This is a genomic window from Clostridium paraputrificum, from assembly GCF_900447045.1.
Lineage (GTDB): Bacteria > Bacillota > Clostridia > Clostridiales > Clostridiaceae > Clostridium > Clostridium paraputrificum.
The window spans coordinates 739,489-758,704 of sequence record NZ_UAWH01000005.1 but is presented as its reverse complement, the minus strand read 5'-3'; the positions used below and the strand labels follow the sequence as shown (position 1 = coordinate 758,704).

Here is a 19,216-nt window from a genome sequence, read left to right as displayed (position 1 = left end):
TATTATAACTTATAAAGAATGCATAAGCCAAGGGCTTATGCATTCAAATTTAAATATTTACTTAAAACTCATTCTTAAGCTTGTTCAGAATCTCCCATTCTGTTTGCAGCTATAACGAATGGTGTCCAAATTACAACTGAAAGTACTAATAATGCTGCTGCAAGGATTGCTGCCTTAAAATCACCAGCAGTTCCGAAGAATGCAGAGATTATTGGTGGAGTTGTCCATGGTAACTCAACACATAAGTAGTTAGCAAACTTAATCTTTTCTGTAAATACCCAAGCTATTGCTAAACATATTGGTGGAGTTATGATAAATGGAACAAAATAAGTAGCATTTAATACGATTGGTAAACCAAAGATAACTGGTTCGTTAATTTGGAATATACCAGGTGCAATTGCTATTTTAGCTAATTCTTTAGCTTCTTGTCTCTTAGAGAATATGAATATAGCAATTATTAAAGCTAACGTACACCCTGACCCACCTGGTTGAGCGTAAACGTCAACGAAGTTTCTAGTTAATGCATATATAGGTTCTTTACCTTGAGCAACTGCATTTACGTTGTCAAGTAAAGCTGTCTTATACATAGTATTTAATGCAGGATCTACCATGTTTGAACCGTGTAAACCACAGAACCATAGTAATTGAGCAATAAATATTAAGAAGATATAAGTGAATGGAGATTGTCCAAGTGCCATCATTGGCTTTTGAACTACTTCTAACATCCAATCAACAAATGGTGTCTTAACAGCTTGTGCGAATATTTCAGCTATAATACCGAAAATAACTAATGTTAATCCTCCTGGAACTACAGCAGCGAATGCTTTTGATACTGCTGGTGGCACTTGTTCTGGCATCTTAATAACCCATCCCTTCTTAGTGAAGGTAACGAATAATTGAGCTGCTACTAAACCAACTAACATTGCTGAGAACATAGCATTTGATCCTAATTGACCAACTGGCATTAATCCCCATGCACCTTCTGTAAAAGTACCATCTTCTGCTTTTGAAAATACACCCATAGCTGTTTGTGGGAATATTGTGAACCAAGATGCTAAAGCTATTAAAGCTGCACCTATTCCATCCATTTCATTTGACTTAGCTAATGAATAAGCTACACCTAATAATATAAATATTGATAAAATTGCTGAAGTACCAAACCAAATATCCCCCATCACTGGAATTGCATATTTTTGTAGAATTGGTTGTACTGATTCATGATATGCGTCAATCTTGTTTAAGTATTGACCTACAAATGAAGTTTCATTAAAGAAAACGTTATTCATCATTGATGCTAATGCACCTGTCATTGATACTGTAAGAGAAGTAATGAAACCATCCCTAATAGCAATCAAGTGTTTTTGTCCACCGATGAATGACGCTACTGGCATTAGATATTTTTCTAATGCTGCTGAAATTTTGTCCATCATTTTTTTGTTCCCCCCTAATAATAATTTAATTTTAATAAATTTATATGAATGTTTCTATACTTTAAAAAACCTTGTGCCTCAGATTTTTTAATATATACAAACATACAAAGCTAAATTATGCTTGTCCATTGTAAACCTTATCTTAAAAGAGATCATATTTTTATAATATATTTATTAACTTTACATCTAAAATAGAACTCTAAATCGTTTCTTCTAAATATATATTATTTTTACTAAAAGCAAATAACCAATGAAATATATATTTAAATCCCTTTAAGTTACTCCCACAACTTAATCTTAATGTTTTCTTAGGCTCTATATTAACTATTTTGGTTGGACTCTTTGTCCCCATTACTTGAATATACATTTCATGTTGTCCAACTGGCAAAGAAATAACTTTTCTTTTATTGTTTTTTATGTTATTTACCTCTTTGCCATCTATAATAATCTTGAACTCTTGAGAACTGTATAACTCATGGTAATCTCTAGTTATCAAGATTTCTCCCATATTCTCACCTTTTTCTTAAATATATTAAACTATATATTTTTCAACATCAGGCATAAACTTTTCCACTCTCTTTAAACCAAAATCTGCAGGTTTAATAACTATATATGGAGTATTTTTAGATTCTAAAGTTGATTTTATTTGAGCTTCTACCAAAACTACTTCTGGAGAAATAATTGCCACTTTAACATCTCCACCTTCTATAACATCTAAATACTCTTTATCATTTGCATAAATCCATTCTATAGGAAGATTATTTTTCTTTGTATAATCATCCATAAACCTTTCAAAGGATTTTGATTGTCCTGTTCCCTTACAAATTACTAAAACCTTATTCATTCCCTTCAGTTCCCCCTGTTACCTTTAAACTAAATCTCTTAATAATATATTTTATTAAATAAAATAACAAAGTATTCAACCACGTATGTAAGTTTATTGTATACAAAACAAATATTAAGTTTTGTTATCATTTACATAGTAACACAATTTTCCTCATTTGTATATACCTTTAAGTTTTTTATTTGTAATATCTTTCTATATATACATTTATCCAAATATATATTACCAAATAAATATCACAATCATATTTTATACGATTTTTCTCTAAATGTAAACATTTTTATTATATAATTTGTAAGTTTTTTGTATATTGTATTTTTTATATAGAAATTCTACTTACATTCATTTATTCTATTATTTAGAAACTGTAAGTGTTTTAGTATTTACGAAAGATAGGTGTTTTATGAATATACCTAACTTCAAATAAAATAACAGAGTATAATGTAAAAATACTTCAGATATCTAATCTACACTGTAAGTCTTTCGGAAAAATCAGCACACCCTACTAGACAAAACAGAAAATAAGATGGACGAACTAATAAAAAAAAACTACAACAACTCTTGTATGCTAGTAAATGAATTGACTGATAAATCTCCTACCTATTATCTAACTAAAAATCATGAATGTTATGGTAACTATGCTAAATAAATAAAAGAAGAGCTTTCATCTTTAGACTTAATATTCTTATACAATTAAAGTTCTCATACAAATATAAAAAATATATCCATTAGTATTTGCAGAATTAATGATAATTACTCTTATAATTCTAAAAGCATACTTAAATTTTTAACCTTCAATATAAAAGATTCCCTCATTAACATTCTAGTTCAGAGACCTGAATACTTTAACCAACACTCAAATTATAATGCATTTTCAATTTAGGCTATTTAATAATCATGAGTTAGTAGTTCTAGAAATCTCAAGCAAATTAAAATTTTATAATTTCCTTATATAGTAAAAAACATCAAGTTATATTTATATATTGTTATATTCTTAAGTTCTTATATTTATATATTAGTTTGCTAATGACTTTATTTGAATATATTAAAAACATAAAAACGAAACTACCTCGGTAGTTTCGTTTTTATATTATAATCTTTCTCTTATAGATTTAATAAACTCTTCACTATTAACAGCCTTAACATTTTCCATTGAGGCTAGTGAAGCTAAATCTTTTGTCATTATACCTTCTTCTATTGTTTGTATAGATGCTTTTTCTAACTTATCAGCAAAATCCATAAGTTCTTTATTCCCATCAAGCTCTCCACGCTTTCTTAAAGCGCCAGACCAAGCAAATATAGTTGCCATTGAATTTGTTGAAGTTTCTTCACCTTTTAAATGTTTATAATAATGCCTTTGAACAGTTCCATGAGCTGCTTCATACTCATAATTTCCTTCTGGAGAAACTAATACTGAAGTCATCATAGCTAATGATCCAAAAGCAGTAGCAACCATATCACTCATTACATCTCCATCATAATTCTTACAAGCCCATATCATCCCGCCTTCCGACTTAACTACTCTTGCAACAGCATCATCTATTAATGTATAGAAATATTCTATACCAACTTCATAAAACTTATTTTTGTATTCCTTATCAAATATTTCTTGGAATATATCCTTAAATGTGTGATCATATTTTTTTGAAATAGTATCTTTAGTGGCAAACCATAAATCTTGCTTTGTATCTAATGCAAAATTAAAACAACTTCTTGCAAAACTTTCAATAGATTTGTCTAAGTTGTGCATTCCTAAAACCACACCTGCTCCATCAAAGTTATGAATTAATTCTCTTTTTTCTTTCCCATCTTCAGATGTAAAAACAAGCTCACACTTTCCTTTTCCTTCCACCTTCATTTCAACATCCCTATATATATCACCATAAGCATGTCTTGCAATTGTAATTGGCTTCTTCCAATTTCTAACGTATGGCTTAATAGGATCTACTATTATTGGAGCCCTAAATACTGTACCGTCCAATATTGCCCTAATTGTACCATTTGGGCTCTTCCACATTTCTTTTAAATCATATTCCTTCATTCTTGCAGCATTAGGTGTTATTGTTGCACACTTAACACCAACCCCATATTTTTTAATAGCATTAGCTGCATCAATTGTAACTTGATCATTAGTGGCATTTCTATATTCAAGCCCTAAATCATAATACTCTGTCTTTAAATCAACAAAAGGAATTATTAATTCATCCTTTATCATGCCCCAAAGGATTCTAGTCATTTCATCTCCATCCATTTCAACCAATGGAGTTGTCATTTTTACTTTCGCCATCATTTTGCCCCCTTTTAAATTAAAACTTTCATTTTATAGCAATATTATACATTACATACACTTTAATAGCAATTAAAATGAAATTATGATTTCTTGAAACTTCATTTTATTAAATCCGAAAATTAATTTAGAATAATCAAAAAGAGAAATCACATAATAATTTCTCTTCTTACTTTTAACTATTCTATTGCATCTTGCATGGTTAATTTTTGGAATAGTAGATTAAACAAATTGTAAAGGACAAACCCAATCACTGAGGTAGCAATAAATAATTCTACAACTCCAATTCCTTCAAACAAATGCGCTAAAGTTGCATTTACAGTCAAGAAATACATACTAATTTTAAAAGTTGCAAGTGTTGTTGCTGCTAACGGAAAGGTTAAACTTGCAAAACCTGCATTAAACTTCTCTTTTAAGCATTTAGGAATTTGAACATAAGAATATAAGGTTATAGAGAATACTATCACTGCCATTAACCCTACAAAATTTCTATTGTAATTTGTAAACACTGTTAAATAACTTATTATTACCAAACTAGGTGGTGCTGCCATAATAACTACTGTAGGATATATTTGCTTTTCGATATCCCCCTTATACAATCTGTATATCATAAAAGGTAATATAAAAAAATATGTTGTTGTACCCCAATAGAAGATAACTTTAGTTAACATAGTTTCATTCATTCCTGTACTACTTACACACGCCACTAGACTTCCTACAAAGGGAATAAAAAAACTAGGCACAAAGGTATTAAAATTAAAATTCTTTATTAAATGTTTATAAATAGCTATAATTGAGATCACACTATAAATTACAATCCCAAAAAGCCACATTGTCTTACCTAATGTATAACTAAACTTTAAATAGTAGTTACCTAAAATCATAATTAACATACCAAATGTAGGGAAGACACTTGCCAGTACTGGCAATTCTAATTCTTTCTTTACTGTTTTAGGGTAAAAAAACAGTTTAAGTAATGCAAACAAAGCCACTATTGCTGCCATGTTCATAAATATATCCTTTAAGAAAGTCAACTCTCTTAAAGCAAATATATTAGATAATGTTGTTGCTCCAACTGATGTTGCAACTGCTCCTATTGGCAGATTATCATGAACACTTCTAAAATTTTTAATAAATGTATTTTTATCTATCATAGCATTCCTCCTAATGATTAATAGCTTTCTGTAGTCTCATTTGTTGCTTTTAGTATACTACTGAAATATTCAAAAGGTAAAATACTTAAATTTGATATGTACCATAGGTTTTTACTTATTAATAAATTTTATAAACTCTTTCATATTGTTGTTCATAAACTTATCCTTATGTATTATAAGAATAAGTTCTCTGTTTATATTGCCACAATCCATTCTTAAAGTCTTTAATTCACCTTTTTCAACTTTATCTTCTAAACATCTTTTAGAGATACAACCTACTCCTAAATTAGCTTCTACGCTTTTCTTTATAGCTTCTGTATTTCCAAGTTCCATAAAAATTCTATAATCTATATTTTTTTCTAAAAAGAAACTCTCAACAATTTCTCTAGTGCCGCTACCAAACTCTCTCATTATTAACTTTTCCTTTTTAAGTTCTTTAGGAGTTATAATGCCTTTATCTCCTAAAGGATGTTTAGCACTAGTTATAAATACAATTTCATCCTTCCATACTGGAATCTTATTTATTTCTTCAGATATTATCCTACCTTCTACAAAAGCAAAATCCACCTTATTCTCTAGAATTAGCTTTTCTATATTTGTAGTATTTTCTATTATTAAAGAAATTTCAATTCCTTTATGCACCTCAACAAACTCCTTTAATATATCAGGAAGAATATATGTACCTATTGTTGTACTAGCTCCTATTTTTATTTTTCCCTTTTCTTGATTAGTTATTTCATTGACTTTTTCAGTTGCTTCCTCATATAAGTTAAGAATTCTTCGCACATAATTAAGACAAACTTCTCCTTCATTTGTTAAGTAAATTCTTTTACCTATTCTATCAAATAATCTTGCACCTATCTCCTCTTCAAACTCATGAATAGCTTGACTTACAGATGGTTGACTTATGTATAGTTCCTTTGCTACCTTGGTCATATTTAAACTAGTTGCTGTTGCATAAAAAATTTTTAATTTTCTTATATTCATATAAATTTCCCCTTTTAATACTAATTAAACTCAAAAAAGGATGGCTGTTCAAACCATCCCTATGTTTATCTATTTATTTGTCTACATCTTCAAAATCTACATCTATAGCATTACTTGTATCTACAGAATCATCAACATATACTTCATAATTATTATTTGTTGATTCATTACTACTTCTCTTACTCTTTTTAGAATTAAAATATCCTACAACCTTAGTAACTACATAAATTGCCGCTCCACCTACTAAAAGATATGGAAGTATTGAAAAGAATAAATTAATAACAACTGAAAATATTAAAACACCCAATGCTATATACATTATTGTTCTCAATGTACCTTTGTTCATAATTTTACCTCATAATAATTATTATTTTCTTTTGCTAATCCTATTATACAATTAACTCTTAGATGAATAAAGACTCAAAGCCTTATTTTAAGATTTTATTAAAAATTATGTATTCTTTTTCCTTTTAGCTATTAAAGGTAGTATTAATCCTAATCCTATTAATACAAATGGTGTCACTACATTTAATATAACTTGGAACCACCATTCACCTGAATAAGCTTGAATTCCTGAAGGGAACATTCCCATGATACAAGCAAAGGCTGTAAATATAAAGCACCATACCCCAAATCCTAGGGCTACCTTATCATTCTTAACAAACTTATATTCTGAATTATATCTATCCGAAGCCTTCTTAAGTGCTATAAATGCTAAGAATACCCATAGATATCTCATTGGCATAACTACAGAATTTAACTTTAATAACCAGTTATATAACTCACTCATATCACCAATTCCTAATGCTGGTACAACTATAAGTATTCCAACTAAGATAGCAGTCATTAAGTATCCATTAATAGGTGCTCCATACTTATTTGTCTTAGTTAAAGTTCTTGGTACAAAATTATCATCAGTATCTGCTAAAAGTACTTTTAATGGTGCATCTATAGAGAATACTAAAGCAGAAATTTGTGCTGTCATATTAGCAAGCGCATATATAATTAATAATATATTACCCACTCCATAATACTCACCTAGCATCTTAAATGCATAATATTGACCGTTCATCATTAAGTCCTTAGGAATATTATTTGCATCAAACATAATTCCCATAGCTACTGATCCTAAAATAGCTGATATTGCTACCATGATAGCTAGAGTTAACATTCCTTTAGGAAATTCCTTTGATGGATTTTTTGTATTATTTACATATGGAGATATTTTTTCTGCTCCTCCAACCGCAAACACTAACATTGATAATGTTGTAAAGTAAGTAAAATCAAATCTAGGTATTATAGTTTCAACTGTAATGTTAGCTGTTGCAATATCAGTTCCTCTTATAAATGGTGCTGCAATAACTAATAGTATATAAAGCATTGACATTATAAATATTGATGTTCCTGCTATATTACCTATAGTTTTAAGAGAAGTTATCCCTCTTGAAGCTACCCATAAGAATATTAAAAATATTACTAATGTAATTAATTGAGCTGTTAATGTAGGCATATCACTTACAAGAGTTCCATCACCTTTAACTGCCCATCCTAAGGCTATAAGTACTGCTTGAGGTTTTTGAGCCAAGTATGGAATATGTACAACCCAATAAGTCCATCCTGCAAAATAAGCAAGCTTTTTTCCCATTGTATTTCCTATCCAAGTACTAACTCCTGCTTTACCATCTTTAAAAACAGATCCTAATTCCCCTACCATTAATGCATAAGGTACAAAGTATAATCCTATAATTAGCACCCATGAAACTATAACTTTTAACCCTTGGTTTGCAAAGTTATTAACAACATTACCAAACCCCCATACAGATACAAAGGCCATAAGTGCAAGGTTATACCACCTTAATTTTTTTTCATCTTCTAACATGTTTTTACTCTCCTTATTATCTTTTGTACTTTATACTAATTAATTTAAATCCTTCATTAGTTTACCATCTTTAATCTATTTTTTCAAAGTAAACAAATTGTGAAATTCCTTATAACATAGTGTATGTAAGATGAATATTTTCAAACTAGGATATTATCTTTTAAACTAGAAATTATTTCTTAAATATCTATATAAAAAGAGATTTCGAAATTCAAAACCTCTTTTTCATTACTTATATTTAAATTAAGAACTTAAGTAAAAATATTGCACCTACTATTATAGTTGTAAAGCTAATGTCTTTGGCTTTACCAGCAAATATCTTTAATACTATGTAAGAAACAACTCCAAATACTATACCATCTGAAATACTATATGATAATGGCATCATTATTATTGTTAAGAATGCAGGTATAGCTTCTGTATACTCATTTAATTCTATCTCTTTAATAGGCTCTATCATAAATAAACCTACTAATACTAAAGCTGAACATGTTACAGCTGAAGTTATTGACGCAAATACTGGCGAGAAAAATAATGCTAAAGCAAACATTATACCAGTAGAAACTGCTGTAAGTCCTGTTCTACCACCTTCTGCAACTCCTGATGCACTTTCAACAAATGTACTTACTGTACTAGTTCCTACGCAAGCTCCAAAAGTTGTACCTACTGCATCTGCAAATAAAGCCTTTTTAATATTAGGAACCTTTCCGTTTTCATCTAACATCTTAGCCTTAGTAGCAACTCCAACTAAAGTTCCTATAGTATCAAACATATCCATAAATAATAATGTAAATAGTACTATCAACATATCTATCGAAAAAATATTTGACCATTCAAATTGTAAGAACACTGAGCTTATTGATGGTGGCGCACTAACTATAGTTGTTGGCACTGGTGTAACACCCATTGGAATCCCAACTACAGCAGTAATTAACATTCCGATAAATAAAGCTCCTTTAACTTTTCTTACCAATAATATTCCAGTAATAAGAATACCTATTATTGCAAGTAAAGCTGTTCCACTAGTTATATCTCCAAGAGCAACTATTGTTCCACCATCTTGTGGATGAACTATAATTCCAGCTCCTTCAAGTCCAATTAAAGCAATAAACAACCCAATCCCAACTGATATTGCCTTCTTAATATTAGATGGTATAGAATCAACAATTGCTTCACGTACATTAAATAAAGTTAAAAGAATAAATATAATACCTTCTAGGAAAACTGCTGTTAATGCGAATTGATATGAATATCCCATCCCTAAAACTACTGTAAAAGCAAAAAAGGCATTAAGTCCCATTCCTGGTGCTTGAGCAAATGGTAATTTTGCATATAATCCCATAATTAATGTAGCAACTAAAGCTGATAAAGCTGTTGCTGTAAATACTGCTCCTTGATCCATTCCTGCTGCTGAAAGTATTGAAGGATTAACTATTAATATATACGCCATAGTCATAAACGTAGTAATACCTGCAACCATTTCAGTTCTAACACTTGTATTATTTTTTGATATTTCAAAGAAATTGTCTAAAAGACCATCCTTTTTAAATAAGTTTTTCATTTTACCACTCTTTCATACTTCTGAAATTTGCCCCCGATTTATAATAAGATAACTTTCGACATTTTTCAATAGCATTTACGAATATTTTTTATAAAATTTAAATTTCATATCGATTTTATAAACAAAATCCGGATGTTATCCTTAATCAAAAGGAGACAACATTCGGATTTTTATTCTATAACCAGTTATTAAACTTCTTTATATAAATCTTTTTAACACTTTGCACCAAACCACAATATCCAACTAATATTAAAATAACCATTAAGAAATACACTTTTGGTAATGCAACAAAACCTAAGCCTTCTCCAATAGCAGTAAAAGGAATCATAATCCCTATTAACATTATTGCTGTTGTTAATAATATAACTGGTATAGTTGGTCTACTTTGAATAAATGGAACCTTTTCTGTTCTAATCATATATACAATTAGTATTTGAGATAATAACCCCACTACAAACCAACCTGTTTGAAATAACCCTTGATTCTCAATTGTATTAGCTCCTAACACAAACCACATTACCAAAAAAGTTATAATATCAAACACTGAGCTTAAAGGTCCTATAAACATCATGAATCTTCCTATGTCCTTTGCATCCCACTTTTTGGGTCTTTCTATATACTCTTTATCCATTCTATCCCAAGGAATTGATAGTTGTGAGAAATCATATAATAAGTTTTGTACTAATAATTGAATAGATAGCATTGGCATGAAAGGTAAAAATGCACTAGCCACAAGTACAGAAAATACATTTCCAAAATTTGAACTTGCTGTCATCTTAATATATTTAATTATATTTCCAAAGACTCTTCTACCTTCTTTAACTCCATCAACCAAAACCATTAAACTCTTTTCAAGTAATATTATATCTGCAGATTCTTTAGCTATATCTACACCAGTGTCTACAGAAATACCTACGTCAGCTTCTTTAAGGGCAGCCGCATCATTTATTCCATCCCCCATAAAACCTACAACATGACCTTTTTCTTTTAATACCTTTATAATTCTTGACTTTTGTAATGGTGATAATTTCGCAAACACATTAGTTTCATCAACTGCTATTGACAACTCTTCATCACTCATAATATCCACATTATTTCCAAGAAGTATATAATTAACATCTAATCCAACTTCCTTACAAACCTTCTTTGTTACAGAATCATTATCTCCAGTTAATATTTTTACATCTACACCGTATTTAATTAATTCCCTAATAGCTTCAGCTGCAGATTCCTTTGGTGGATCCAAGAATGCTATATATCCAATTAAAACCATATCTTTCTCATCTTTAACACCAAATTCCATTATATCCTCAATATTATTTTTTTGAGCTACTCCAATTACCCTCATGCCTTCCCCATTTAAATCATTAACTGTATCTAATACTTTTTTCTTTAATTCATCAGTTAATTTAACAACTTCACTATTCATTTCTACGTAAGAAGAAATATTTAGCATCTCTTCAATTGCACCTTTAGTTACAAGCTGTTTCTTTCCAACCTTATCTTCTAAAACAACAGACATTCTTCTTCTAGTAAAATCAAATGGTATCTCATCTACTTTTTTAAACCTCTCTTCTTCTTTATCACATCCTGCTTCTCTTCCATGTTCTAATATTGCAACATCCATTAAGTTCTTTAAGCCTGTTTGAAAATAACTATTTAAATAGGCATGTCTTAGCACTCTTAAATCTTCTTCTCCTTTTATATTTAAGTGCTTTTCCACAACTATTTTATCTAATGTTAGTGTTCCAGTTTTATCTGTACACAAAATATCCATAGCACCAAAATTTTGAATTGCATCTATCTTTTTAACTACAGTCTTCTTTTTTGCCATAGACATAGCACCCTTAGCTAAATTTGTAGTCACAATCATAGGAAGCATTTCTGGAGTTAGTCCTACAGCAATTGATATTGCAAACAAAAACGCTTGTAACCAATCCCCCTTAGTAATTCCATTAATCACAAACACTATAGGAACCATAATCATCATAAATTTAATTAATAGCATACTTACCTTTGAAACACCTTTTTGGAAACTTGTTTCTTCTTCCTTATTAGATATTTCCACTGCTATGCTACCAAGATAGGTATCATTCCCTGTTGATACTACAACACCAATAGCACTTCCACTTATTATACTGGTGCCAAGTAGAAGGATATTATCTAAATCACATATTGCTATCCCTCTATCTCTTTCTTTTAAATGATCCAATTTTTCTACAGGTTCAGACTCACCAGTTAATGAAGATTGCCCAACAAATAAATCTTTACAAGATATAACTCTAATATCTGCTGGTATCATATCACCTGCAGATAAATATAGGATATCTCCAGGCACTACTTCTGCCATATCAATTTCTTTTGCCTCTTCACCATCTCTTTTCACTAAAGTTGTTGTCTTAACCATAGCCTTAAGCTTGTTTGTAGCATCCTTTGATTTTCTCTCTTGAAAAAATTGTAACAAAGCACTTACTGTTACCATAGTTAAAATAACTATTATTGCAGTAAAACTCCTATCTTCAGCCTTTGGAATAATTACATCTGTAAAAGTAGATACAATTGCTAATATAACTAAAACTATATTAAAAGGATTTATAAATGATTTTAACAACTCTATAATCCATGATGCTTCCTTTTCATGTATTACTTCATTCTTACCAAACTTATCTCTTCTTTCTTCTACCATCTTATTTGATAATCCATTTATATTGGTATTTAATTCATTAAATAATTCAGCCTTAGACATTCTGCCTAATGTAATTAGTCTATCTGTTAATATTCTTTCCTTTAACATTTTTCTTTCCTCCTTACTAAATCAATCTACTTATCGCCTAAAAAAGGCAATAAGAAACTAAGGGTTAAAAATTCTATTTTTTAACCACAGACTTTGTTTTTTGAATTTGAAAATTTAGTAACTTGGATAATGTTCGTTTTAGAATTGAAAACAGAAAGGTGTTAAAAGGGTAAAAAAGAAAGGATCTTTATCCAGATACACATCACTATCTTCAATTTTAATACTTCCATTTTCCGTACTGCCATTTCCAGATTCCATTCTTTTTCACCTCCTGATTTTTCAAAAAATAATAAAAGCCTCCGTCAACTCAAACTGACGAAGGCATAATTAACTATAATAATACTTTCTCGTTTGAGTTTTGGCTCTGCAAGGCAATGAAATCGCATTAAGTTAAACCTTCTTTGTTCGGCAAAACCTGCTAACCAGTTAAAAATGTTTCCATTCTTTTACGGCAGCGACCCGTATCCTTGTAGTAACCTCACCTACCGAGGCCTATTAACTTTTATACTATCATACTATGATGTATTCAATAATTTGTCAACACAATTTACAAAATATTAATATTCAACAAAAGATTTAGCTATTGGTGCAAATCCATCTTTTTTTAATACATCAATAATCACACCTATAATTTCATAGCTAGAGCTTGGATTATCATTTTTTCTAATGCTTTCTAACTTCTTGCAAATATCTTCAACTAGTATTTTAATATCTGACTCATTTAATGCAATCCCCTCTACATCTTTAGATGCATTATCTAAACTAGTAAAAATCTTTTTCTTATCAAACTCTTGCAATCTACCATCTTTTTTTATAATCTTCATAAATTCACACATCCTTTTTATTTTATTATACTTTAATTTATAATATATACAACTTTGTTATTTTAATCTTTTTGATATAATAAATTAATATTGAAAGGAAGACTAAAATGAAAAATATATTAAAAATAACTCCAATAAATAGCCTAAATAACTCTACATATAATATAACCATTTTCCATAAAAAATACTTTTTAAAAGTTACAAAAAGGAATAATACGAAGCTTATTAAACTATTAGAAGATAAGGATATTATACCCAAAGGAATTTTCACTTCAAAGAAAATTTTATTTAACAAATATATATCCAATGCAAATTTAGATGAAAAACTGCAAAATACAGAAACTTTTTTAAAATCTATATCATCAGAATTAAAAAAGTTACACTCTATTTCTATCAATACTTATAATAATCCTTTTGAAAAAATCAAAAACAATTTCTCTCATTTAGAAAAAATAAATTTTTCTCTTCCTCCATACACGAAATTTATAATTCATAAATTAAATCTCTTAGAAGAAGAGCTTTCTAAAGATATAAACTTAGGATTATGCCATAACGACTTAAATCCTTCTAACATCTTATATAAAAATAACAAAGTCTACTTAGTTGATTTTGATTTTATAGGAATGAATGATATTTACTATGACCTAGCTACACTATCATGGTTTTTATCCAAGGACATAAGAAAGAAACTATTATTCTTTTACTTTGGAGATTGTACTTCTTACCATGTAGATAAATTAAATAAGTATATTTTTATAGCTAAGTTATGGAATGCCACCTGGAGCTATAATAAATCTATAGTTTCAAATTCTGATTATAACTATAGGCTTGGTGGAGATTTGATAATGGAAGACTTATATAATTACATTTCTAAAAATACTTATTAAAAAGCACACTATTAGCTTATTCTAATAGTGTGCTTTATATATTCCAACTAAGTAAAGACTACTTGTTCATTCCTTCTTCAACAGCAACAGCAACTGCAACAGTCATACCAACCATTGGGTTGTTACCAGCACCGATTAATCCCATCATTTCAACGTGAGCAGGAACTGAAGATGATCCAGCGAATTGTGCATCTGAGTGCATTCTTCCCATAGTATCAGTCATACCATAAGAAGCTGGACCTGCTGCCATGTTATCTGGGTGAAGAGTTCTTCCAGTACCACCACCTGATGCAACTGAGAAGTATTTCTTACCTTGTGCTATACATTCTTTCTTGTATGTTCCAGCAACTGGGTGTTGGAATCTTGTTGGGTTAGTTGAGTTACCAGTTATTGATACGTCAACACCTTCCATGTGCATTATAGCAACACCTTCTCTAACGTCGTTAGCACCGTAGCATCTAACCTTAGCTCTTGGTCCGTTAGAGTATGCTTTTTCTCTTACTACCTTAACTTCTCCAGTGTAGAAGTCAAATGAAGTTTCAACATATGTGAAACCATTAATTCTTGATATTATCATAGCAGCATCTTTTCCAAGACCGTTTAAGATAACTCTTAATGGTTGCTTTCTTACTTTGTTAGCTTTTTCAGCTATTTTAATAGCACCTTCAGCTGCAGCGAATGATTCGTGACCAGCTAAGAATGCGAAACATTCAGTTTCATCTCTTAAAAGCATAGCTCCTAAGTTACCGTGTCCTAATCCAACCTTTCTGTCATCTGCAACAGATCCTGGTATACAGAAAGCTTGTAATCCTTCTCCGATTGCTTCAGCAGCATCAGCAGCTTTCTTGCAACCTTTCTTTATAGCTATAGCAGCACCTAAAACGTAAGCCCATCCAGCATTTTCGAATGCGATTGGTTGAGTTTCTTTTACTATTGCATATGGATCAACACCGATTGATTCACATACTGCTTTAGCATCTTCTAATGTTTTCATACCGTACTTTTCTAGTACAGGTGTTATTTGTCCTATTCTTCTTTCATAACTTTCAAATAATGGCATGATTATTCCTCCCTATCAATTAATTATTCGTGTCTTGGATCTATTAATCTAGCAGCGTCGTCTACTCTTCCGTATTGACCAGATGCCTTAGTTAAAGCTTCGTTTGCATCCATACCTTTTCCGATCATTTCCATCATCTTTCCAAGGTGAACAAACTTGTATCCAGTAATTTCGTTATCTTCATCAACAGCAACCTTAGTTACATATCCTTCTGCCATTTCTAGGTATCTAGGTCCCTTAGCTAAAGTTCCGTACATAGTACCAACTTGTGATCTAAGACCCTTTCCTAAATCTTCAAGACCTGCTCCGATAGGTAGTCCACCTTCTGAGAAAGCAGTTTGAGTTCTTCCATAAACTATTTGTAAGAATAATTCTCTCATAGCTGTGTTAATAGCATCACAAACTAAGTCTGTGTTTAAAGCTTCTAATATAGTCTTACCCGGTAAGATTTCTGAAGCCATTGCAGCTGAGTGAGTCATTCCTGAACATCCTATTGTTTCAACTAATGCTTCTTCAATAATTCCATCTTTAACATTAAGAGTTAATTTACATGCTCCTTGTTGAGGTGCACACCAACCAATTCCGTGAGTTAAACCTGAAATATCCTTTACTTCTTTAGCTTGTACCCATTTACCTTCTTCAGGTATTGGAGCTGCTCCATGATTTGGGCCTTTAGCAATTACACACATTTCTTCAACTTCTCTTGAATACATCATATTGTTTTCTCCTCCCTAATTATTATAACTATAAAAAAGTTATATTATATACTAGGTCAAAAATTGTCCCGCTAGGGTTAATTTTATCCTAGTTATATTCTAGCAAATGTCCACCATTACCACAACATAAAAATATAAAAATTTTGCCTATAAAGGTTGAATTTTTTATCTATTGAATTATTCTTCTACTTATGGTAATATAATTACGTTCTCAAAAAAACATGCCGCCATGGCGGAACTGGCAGACGCACACGACTCAAAATCGTGCGGGAAACCATGTGGGTTCGATTCCCACTGGCGGCACCATTAAATTAAAGAAATGACTTTATCACTTGGTTTAACTAGCATTTGATAAGGTCATTTTTATTTGTTTACCACTTCTTTTCCCACTTTAAAAACACAAAAATAAAAGATACTCAATTCATATGAGTATCTTTACAGATATTTTTTATTCTCTTTTCATCAATGTCACATAAAAGAATTTTCTAGGTATGCAATTCATTTCTCCTTAAAGACCATTCCTATAACTTGAATTCTACTCTAATTCATTATACAAATATATAAGACTATCTCCTACTGATTTTATTGCATTTCTTAAATCTTTTACATCAAAATTTGCATTTCCTATATCGTTAATAATTGGTGTGTCTATTCTAGTATAAAATAAAAAATTATTTAAACTCTTTTTAAGCTCTAACAGTCCCTTACTAAAATTATTAGTTAGGTAATTAGAATAACTCGATATTACCTTATCAATTTTCTCTATGCTAGGTTTCTTAAACATGTTGGTACAATATATCGAATAATCTATAACAGTTGAAACTGGCTTAATTATAGATATTTTTTCATTATAAATTTGGCATTTCACTGGTATCTTAAAAAAATCTTCTTTAACATATATATCTAGCTTACTTAACACATCTTTTACGCCTTCCTTCATTTGAAACTTTATCATCGCTTTTCTTCTTTCTTCATCAGGATCATCATTTTTATATGTATAAGAATCTTTCATAACATAGTAGGTATATCTATTAGAAATATCATTTAGCACTCCTAATAACTCATCGAAAAGTTGGTTTTTCATCATATCCTTTTTGCGTTTTTCCTCATTTGTTTGTTCAATTATTTTCTCCAACATATCTGTGTGTTCTTTTAACTTGTTCTCTGTATTTTTATAAATTTCTTCTTGCTTTATTAGCAAATCCTTTAAATTTACTTTTAGAGATGCAGAATTTCTATAGTTTTTAACTATATATGAAAGAATTATATCTTTATCATCACTATAATCACTCACAAAGCACACATCTACTACTGGACGTATTTTTTCTCTTAGTATTTCGATACTATTTGATGGGTTTATGTCCTTTATGTCGATTTTTTTTATAATATCACTATCTTGTACATATCTAACATTAACAAATTCATTTTTAAAAGTATCTGATTCACTAAACTTAATCATTTCTTTTTTTAATATCTTTTTTAAGTCATCTTTTGTTAAGTAATTAATTATATCTTTCTTTTCTTTTCCTATGATTAAATTAAGTAATTCATCTACAGCCTTATTCAATACCAAATCTTTAATACCATCAGACAAGAAATCAACTCCCTTATTCTTATTTGAAATCTATCATAAATAAACTATTCTACAAAATATTTCATTTTCCTTTATTATATAGTATCAATAATTGTAAATCATATTTCCTTTTCAAACACCTCTCTAGCTTTATCCAAAAACCTATATACTGATGATATAGACATATTATATTTATCAGCTATCCACCGAACTGGTACATTATAAATGTATCTATCAATAAACATCTTTTTATGCAATCCTTCATCATTATGAATATATATATCAAAGTTATATAATTGTATCTCTACATCATGTAAATTAAACTCACATTCTCTTATTAATCTTTTATACTTTAAACTCTTAATAAAATCCGTTTCCTTCTCCAGCAATTTCTTATATCTTTCTAGATCTTCTTTTATTTTTCTTATATTTTTAGCTTTAACCATAACTATCCCTCCAAAATAATAAGGCATAGGTAACTACCCTACACCTTATATATCAACTCCATTTGACCTCAATACTTCTACATAGAAATCATCTATATATCCTAGCTTATTAAACTCTTTAGCATTGGCTCTAGCCCATCTACTATTCCTAAGTTTTCTAAGTGCCATTACCTCTGTTTGTCTAGCTCTTTCCGTAGTAATGTTGAATATATCTCCTATCTCCCTTAAATTTAGTATAGAAGTGTCCCAGCCATATCTAAACTTAAGTATCTCTCGTTCTCTTAATGTATTAGCTTGTTTCATAGCTTCTTCTAACTGGGTTCTTAGCTCCCTTATAAACTCTATCTCCTCTACATTCTCAAAGCCATAATCTACGTCCTCTATAAGTTCTCCAAGCTCCATATCATTCTCCTCGCCTACAAGAACGTTAAGACTTCCACATTCACTATAAAACTTATTATTAAAAGTCTCTTTATCTCCTCTACCATTTACACAAGTATGTATCTCTCTACTTATCCAGTAAACTGCATAGGTTATAAATTGAGCTCTATTCTCACAATCAAATTTATATCTTTGAGCTGCTTCAATTAATCCTAAATATCCAGCTTGTACTAAGTCTTCTGGTACTTCTTGACTATCTTTATCATATCTACGATTAACATATTTATATTTATTAGCTATCTTATACACTATACCTTTATTCTGCTCTATAAGCTTATCTAAGGCTTTATTATCTCCACTTTGATATAACTTTACTAACTCCTCATTGCTCAT

17 protein-coding genes, 1 tRNA gene and 1 riboswitch are annotated in these 19,216 nt (G+C 30.0%); of the genes, 2 read left to right on the top strand and 16 right to left on the bottom strand.

Annotated elements, in window-relative coordinates; all coding sequences use genetic code 11:
- Nucleotides 1-74: 74 nt before the first annotated feature.
- From DR024_RS03595 to DR024_RS03545, 11 genes are all read right to left on the bottom strand, one after another.
- Nucleotides 75-1,430, bottom strand: a complete 1,356-nt coding sequence (locus DR024_RS03595) for a PTS sugar transporter subunit IIC (RefSeq protein WP_049179270.1) — start codon at nucleotides 1,428-1,430, stop codon at nucleotides 75-77.
- 199 nt (nucleotides 1,431-1,629) lie between these two features.
- Nucleotides 1,630-1,938 (bottom strand): hypothetical protein, encoded by a 309-nt coding sequence (locus DR024_RS03590; protein ID WP_049179271.1) that lies wholly within the window; start codon nucleotides 1,936-1,938, stop codon nucleotides 1,630-1,632.
- Between the two features lie 24 nt (nucleotides 1,939-1,962).
- Complete coding sequence (locus tag DR024_RS03585; protein ID WP_027098253.1) at nucleotides 1,963-2,274, bottom strand: hypothetical protein; 312 nt, start codon at nucleotides 2,272-2,274, stop codon at nucleotides 1,963-1,965.
- A 1,090-nt stretch (nucleotides 2,275-3,364) separates the two neighbouring features.
- Complete coding sequence (locus tag DR024_RS03580) at nucleotides 3,365-4,561, bottom strand: NADP-dependent isocitrate dehydrogenase (RefSeq protein WP_027098254.1); 1,197 nt, start codon at nucleotides 4,559-4,561, stop codon at nucleotides 3,365-3,367.
- A 179-nt stretch (nucleotides 4,562-4,740) separates the two neighbouring features.
- Complete coding sequence (locus tag DR024_RS03575) at nucleotides 4,741-5,715, bottom strand: TDT family transporter (RefSeq protein WP_027098255.1); 975 nt, start codon at nucleotides 5,713-5,715, stop codon at nucleotides 4,741-4,743.
- 111 nt (nucleotides 5,716-5,826) lie between these two features.
- Nucleotides 5,827-6,702, bottom strand: a complete 876-nt coding sequence (locus DR024_RS03570; RefSeq protein WP_027098256.1) for a LysR family transcriptional regulator — start codon at nucleotides 6,700-6,702, stop codon at nucleotides 5,827-5,829.
- Nucleotides 6,703-6,775: 73 nt separating this feature from the next.
- Nucleotides 6,776-7,048 (bottom strand): hypothetical protein, encoded by a 273-nt coding sequence (locus DR024_RS03565; protein WP_027098257.1) that lies wholly within the window; start codon nucleotides 7,046-7,048, stop codon nucleotides 6,776-6,778.
- 105 nt (nucleotides 7,049-7,153) lie between these two features.
- A complete protein-coding gene (locus tag DR024_RS03560; RefSeq protein ID WP_027098258.1) occupies nucleotides 7,154-8,581 on the bottom strand; it encodes an amino acid permease in 1,428 nt (475 codons plus the stop codon).
- Between the two features lie 238 nt (nucleotides 8,582-8,819).
- Nucleotides 8,820-10,142 (bottom strand): NCS2 family permease, encoded by a 1,323-nt coding sequence (locus tag DR024_RS03555; protein ID WP_027098259.1) that lies wholly within the window; start codon nucleotides 10,140-10,142, stop codon nucleotides 8,820-8,822.
- Between the two features lie 175 nt (nucleotides 10,143-10,317).
- Complete coding sequence (gene mgtA, locus DR024_RS03550; RefSeq protein ID WP_111918184.1) at nucleotides 10,318-12,936, bottom strand: magnesium-translocating P-type ATPase; 2,619 nt, start codon at nucleotides 12,934-12,936, stop codon at nucleotides 10,318-10,320.
- Between the two features lie 335 nt (nucleotides 12,937-13,271).
- A riboswitch (M-box (ykoK) riboswitch) is annotated at nucleotides 13,272-13,433 on the bottom strand.
- Nucleotides 13,434-13,493: 60 nt separating this feature from the next.
- Nucleotides 13,494-13,760 (bottom strand): ATP cone domain-containing protein, encoded by a 267-nt coding sequence (locus DR024_RS03545; protein ID WP_027098261.1) that lies wholly within the window; start codon nucleotides 13,758-13,760, stop codon nucleotides 13,494-13,496.
- Nucleotides 13,761-13,867: 107 nt separating this feature from the next.
- Between DR024_RS03545 and DR024_RS03540 the strand changes: the two genes are divergently transcribed.
- A complete protein-coding gene (locus DR024_RS03540; RefSeq protein WP_027098262.1) occupies nucleotides 13,868-14,647 on the top strand; it encodes a phosphotransferase in 780 nt (259 codons plus the stop codon).
- Between the two features lie 58 nt (nucleotides 14,648-14,705).
- Here the strand turns inward: DR024_RS03540 and DR024_RS03535 are convergent, their stop codons facing one another.
- Both DR024_RS03535 and DR024_RS03530 read right to left on the bottom strand, forming a co-directional pair.
- Complete coding sequence (locus tag DR024_RS03535; RefSeq protein ID WP_027098263.1) at nucleotides 14,706-15,707, bottom strand: GGGtGRT protein; 1,002 nt, start codon at nucleotides 15,705-15,707, stop codon at nucleotides 14,706-14,708.
- Between the two features lie 23 nt (nucleotides 15,708-15,730).
- Complete coding sequence (locus DR024_RS03530; protein WP_027098264.1) at nucleotides 15,731-16,423, bottom strand: iron-sulfur cluster assembly scaffold protein; 693 nt, start codon at nucleotides 16,421-16,423, stop codon at nucleotides 15,731-15,733.
- A 223-nt stretch (nucleotides 16,424-16,646) separates the two neighbouring features.
- Here DR024_RS03530 and DR024_RS03525 point away from each other — a divergent pair.
- Nucleotides 16,647-16,729: transfer RNA gene (locus DR024_RS03525), tRNA-Leu, on the top strand.
- Nucleotides 16,730-16,958: 229 nt separating this feature from the next.
- On the opposite strand, the gene DR024_RS03520 is transcribed toward DR024_RS03525, so the two are convergent.
- The 3 genes from DR024_RS03520 to DR024_RS03510 form a co-directional block, all read right to left on the bottom strand.
- Nucleotides 16,959-18,017, bottom strand: a complete 1,059-nt coding sequence (locus DR024_RS03520) for a hypothetical protein (RefSeq protein WP_111918182.1) — start codon at nucleotides 18,015-18,017, stop codon at nucleotides 16,959-16,961.
- Nucleotides 18,018-18,115: 98 nt separating this feature from the next.
- Nucleotides 18,116-18,442: a hypothetical protein gene (locus DR024_RS03515; protein WP_111918180.1), complete on the bottom strand. Its 327-nt coding sequence runs from the start codon at nucleotides 18,440-18,442 to the stop codon at nucleotides 18,116-18,118.
- 45 nt (nucleotides 18,443-18,487) lie between these two features.
- Entirely contained in the window at nucleotides 18,488-19,216 is a 729-nt protein-coding gene (locus DR024_RS03510) for a sigma-70 family RNA polymerase sigma factor (protein ID WP_111918178.1), read from the bottom strand.